The organism is Mesorhizobium sp. M7A.F.Ca.CA.004.12.1.1 (genome assembly GCF_003997835.1).
Taxonomy (GTDB): Bacteria; Pseudomonadota; Alphaproteobacteria; order Rhizobiales; family Rhizobiaceae; genus Mesorhizobium.
Genome location: NZ_RZRK01000564.1, coordinates 1 through 4,066, shown reverse-complemented (window position 1 = coordinate 4,066; position 4,066 = coordinate 1). Strand labels below are relative to the sequence as shown.

Here is a 4,066-nt window from a genome sequence, read left to right as displayed (position 1 = left end):
TGCGGTCGAAATTGTAGAGGCCGCGGTTCACTGGGAGATCGCGGCCCCAATAGTCGGCCACGCGGTCATATTCGACAGTCTGTCCGGCCGCCACGCGTCCAATCTTGTAGGGACCCGAGCCAAGCGGCGGTGTCATGGTCGAGGCATCGAAATCATTGGCCGTATAAAAGGCCTTGGAGACGATCGGCATCCCCACGATCGCCAGGATGTTTTGCGCTGACTGTTCGCCGTTGAAAGTGAGGTTGACGGTGGCGGGATCGACCGCAACCGCGTCGGTCATGTACCGCAACGCCTGGGAAAGGTTCGGATGGCCCTTGTCCTTATAAAGCTTCAGCGCGAAGACAACGTCGTCCGCGGTCAGCGGCGAGCCGTCATGGAAACGCGCTTGCGGTCGCAGGGCGAAGCGGAAACCGTTGCGGTCTGGCGACAGGGTAACGGTTTCGGCGAGCAGGCCGTAGGCCGCATCCGGCTCATCGAGCGCGCTTGTCATCAGGGAATCGAAACAGAGTTCGGCGCGCGGCGGAGCCTCTCCCTTCAACACCAGGAAATTCAGGGTGTTGAAGGTCAGGAAGCTCTGATTGAGGGTCGAGTTCGGCGGCGCGAAATTCATCTGGCCGCCTTTTGGGGCGTCCGGATTGACGTAGTCGAAATGCGCGAAATCGGGGTTGTATTTGAGGTCGCCGAAGGCCGACAGGCCATGCAGCTTGGTGCCGGTCGCAATTTCGGCGAAGGCCCGGCCGGGCAACAAGGCGGCGGCTGCCGCGGCACTGCCCAGGGCCAGGAAGTCGCGGCGGGCAAGGGCCGCCATCAATTGCCACCCTTGTATTTGGCCGCCAGCGCCTTCTCCTTGTCCGGGTCGATCCACCAGGAATCGATGTCGGCTCCGGCATAGGCAGGCTGCTTGTCGGGGAATTTGAACTTGTCCCAATAGGCCAGCCACACCGCCGACCGGTAATATTGGGGAACCACGTAGAAGTTCCACAGCAGGATGCGGTCGAGCGCATGGGTGGCGGCGACGAGATCGTCGCGATCGGTCGCGAAGATAATGCGATCGACCAGCGCGTCGACGGTCGGGTCCTTGATGCCCATCAGATTGCGCGAACCGGGCGAGTCGGCAGCTTTCGAGCTCCAGAAGTCGCGCTGCTCGTTGCCCGGCGATTCCGACTGCTGCAGCATCCCGGTAACGACATCGAAATCGAAATTGTTGACGCGGTTGATGTACTGCGTCTGGTCGATGATGCGCAAAGTGGCGTCGACGCCGATCTTGCGCAGATTGGCGATGTAGGGGCTGGCGATGACCTGGTCGGTGTCGTTCCAACCGAGGATTTCAAACTTGAACGGCGCGCCGGTCTTGGCATTGACCATCTTGCCGCCCTTGATCACCCAGCCCGCCTTGGCGAAGAGATCGACCGCCTGTTTCAGGTACTTCCGTTCCGCCTGCGGTGAATCATAAACCGGCAGCTTGAATTCCTGGGTGAAAAGTTCGGGCGGCAGCTTGTCTCGGTATTTTTCCAGGATTTCCAGTTCCTTGCCCTGCGGCAACCCGTTCGAGGCCAGTTCGGTGCCTTGGAAATAGCTCGACGTGCGGGTGTTGAAGCCGAAGAACAGTGTGCGGTTCATGCTCTCGAAATCGAACGGAATGGTCAGCGCTTCACGCACCAGCCGGTCCTGGAACAGCGGCCGCCGCTGGTTGAGGACGAAGCCCTGCATCGGTTCCGGCGCCTGGGTCTGGAAATCCTTCTTGATGACATCGCCGGCTTGGAATGCCGGGAAATTGTAAGCCGTCGCCCATTTGCGCGAACTGTATTCGCGGTTGATGTCTTCCAGCCCACCCTTGGTGAAGGCGAGCCAGGCAGCGTTGTCGTCCAGAATATAGGTGTAGCGTCGGGTGTCGAAATTCTCACGGCCGATCTTCACCGGCAGCTTGGCCGCCCAATAGTCCGGCACACGCTGCCAGATGATTTCCGAACCCGGCTTGAAGCTGGTGATCTTGTAGGCGGCCGAACCGAGCGGAATTTCCAGCGTCGGCTTGGTTACGTCCCGCTTCTTGCCGTTGGCATCGGTGCCTTCCCACCAATGTTTCGGCAGCACGGCAAGGTCGCCGATGATCTTGGGCAGTTCGCGATTGCCCTTCTGGTTGAAATGGAACTCCACCTCGCGATCCGAAATCGCCACCGCATCGGTGACATTCTCAAAATAGCGGCTGTATTGCGGGCTGTTGGCCTTCAGCACATGAAACGACCAGATCACGTCATCGACGGTGATCGGCTGGCCGTCATGCCATTTGGCGCGCGGATCGAGCCGGTAGGTCGCGGAGGAATAATCATCAGGATATTTGTAGGCATCGGCGATCAGTGGATGGCTGGTGCTGCCTTCATCGGTCGCCTGCTCCATCAGCGTGTCGTAGAGCAGGCCGCCGCCAAACCCGACGAGGCCGGCGGCCGGTGATCCCTGGACCACGTAGGGATTGAAGCTGTCGAATGTACCTGGCACCACCGAATTCAGCGTGCCGCCCTTGAGCGCGTTCGGGTTGACGTAGTCGTAGTGCTGGAAATTGGCGCCGTATTTGGACTCGCCGATCAGCGATGAGGTGGTGCGCCATTCGTCGGCGCGGGCAGCCTGCAAGCCCGCCGCCAGAAGGGCTGCCGCCAGCAACGACTTGAGAAGCGTTCGGCCAACCGTCATGCACTATCCTCTTCGCAATGCCCGTTCATGGCAATCTAGATGATTTGGCGCTCGTGAAAACCGCCATGCGCGGCTTTGTCGCCGCCTATGCGGTTTTCCCAACAAAAAAGCCGGGCTGAACCCGGCTTTTTCAAGGTCGTCGAGATGATATCTGGCTATTGGGCAGGCGCCGGTGCGGCCGGAGCCGGGGCGGCGGGAGCGGCCGGCGCGGCACCCTCAGCCGGCTTTGCCGGAGCGGCTGCATCGGCGGGCGCGCCTGCATCTGCGGCAGCCCCCGGCGCCGGCAGCGGCTTGGGATTATCGGACAGCGTGCGCAGATAGGCGATGACGTTGGCGCGATCCTCGTCCTTGGGCAGGCCGGCGAAGCCCATCGCGGTGCCCTTCACAAGTTTCTTCGGCGAGGTGATGAAGTGGTTGAGGTTGTCGTACGTCCACTTCTCGGCGCCGCCCTTGGAGAATTCCTTCATGCCGGCCGAATAGGCAAAACCTTCATGCTCGGCGACAGGGCGGTCGATGAGGTCCCACAGGTCCGGGCCGACCTTGTTGGGGCCGCCCTTTTCGCCGGAATGGCAGGCTTGGCACTTCTTGAAGACGGCAGCACCTTGCTCGACATTGGCGGTCGCCAACAGTTCGGCGATCGGCTTGGCTGCGGCGGCAGGCGCGGCCGGACCGCCTTCGGCGGGCTCGGCGGCCTCGATGGCGAAACCGGGCTTTTCCGGCGCCGGCGAGGCAAACAGCGCATCGGACACAATGCCGACCGAGAAGACGACGAAAACGGTTCCGAGCAATCCGGCGAGCAGTTTGTTGACTTCGTTGGAATCCATACGCCCCTTGCTCCCTTTTCCGGCGGACAGAACCGTCCACTCCGTCCGTCGGTATCGTGACCCGTCCTGCGAGGGCGGTCAAATCGGGCGGAAACTAGGTCTTTTGCTGCGGCGTTGCAACACCTATAAGGGCGCTTCCAGTGAGACCTTTTGCCACTTTCCCTGTCCTCTTTCGAGACGCCTTGCACCCGAAATGTCCACGCTGATCCTGATCCCGGCCCGCATGGCTTCGACCCGCCTGCCGGGCAAGCCGCTGGCCGACATCGCAGGCGCCCCGATGATCGTCCATGTCGCGCGCCGTGCCGCCGAAGCCGGCCTTGGCCGAGTGGTGGTGGCGACCGATACGCAAAGCGTGGCGCAAGCGGTGCGCGCGCACGGTTTCGAGGCCGTGATGACGCGCATGGATCACGAATCCGGCTCCGACCGCATCCACGAGGCGCTGATCGCGCTCGACCCCGGGCGCAAGGTCGAAACCGTCGTCAATGTACAAGGCGACCTGCCGACGATCGATCCCCAGATCATCGCCGCGTCGCTCAGGCCTTTCGAGGACAGTGCGG

Annotated in this window: 4 protein-coding genes; 1 reads left to right on the top strand and 3 read right to left on the bottom strand. The window is 61.8% G+C overall.

Features of this window, described 5'->3' with window-relative positions:
- From EN984_RS25095 to EN984_RS25085, 3 genes are all read right to left on the bottom strand, one after another.
- On the bottom strand, window positions 1–808 hold an 808-nt coding region (locus tag EN984_RS25095), incomplete at its 3' end, for an ABC transporter substrate-binding protein (RefSeq protein ID WP_245480113.1).
- A complete protein-coding gene (locus EN984_RS25090) occupies window positions 808–2,685 on the bottom strand; it encodes an extracellular solute-binding protein (RefSeq protein WP_127271570.1) in 1,878 nt (625 codons plus the stop codon). The genes EN984_RS25090 and EN984_RS25095, both read right to left, overlap by 1 nt.
- A 155-nt stretch (window positions 2,686–2,840) precedes the next feature.
- Window positions 2,841–3,509 (bottom strand): cytochrome c family protein, encoded by a 669-nt coding sequence (locus EN984_RS25085; protein ID WP_127268468.1) that lies wholly within the window; start codon window positions 3,507–3,509, stop codon window positions 2,841–2,843.
- A gap of 193 nt (window positions 3,510–3,702) precedes the next feature.
- Between EN984_RS25085 and EN984_RS25080 the strand changes: the two genes are divergently transcribed.
- A partial coding sequence (locus tag EN984_RS25080) for an NTP transferase domain-containing protein (RefSeq protein ID WP_164765630.1) occupies window positions 3,703–4,066 on the top strand: 364 nt, incomplete at its 3' end.

Coding starts and splice junctions, on each gene's coding strand:
- EN984_RS25090 (WP_127271570.1), bottom strand. CDS start 2,685: ATGACGGTTGGCCGAACGCTTCTCAAGTCGTTGCTGGCGGCAGCCCTT.
- EN984_RS25085 (WP_127268468.1), bottom strand. CDS start 3,509: ATGGATTCCAACGAAGTCAACAAACTGCTCGCCGGATTGCTCGGAACC.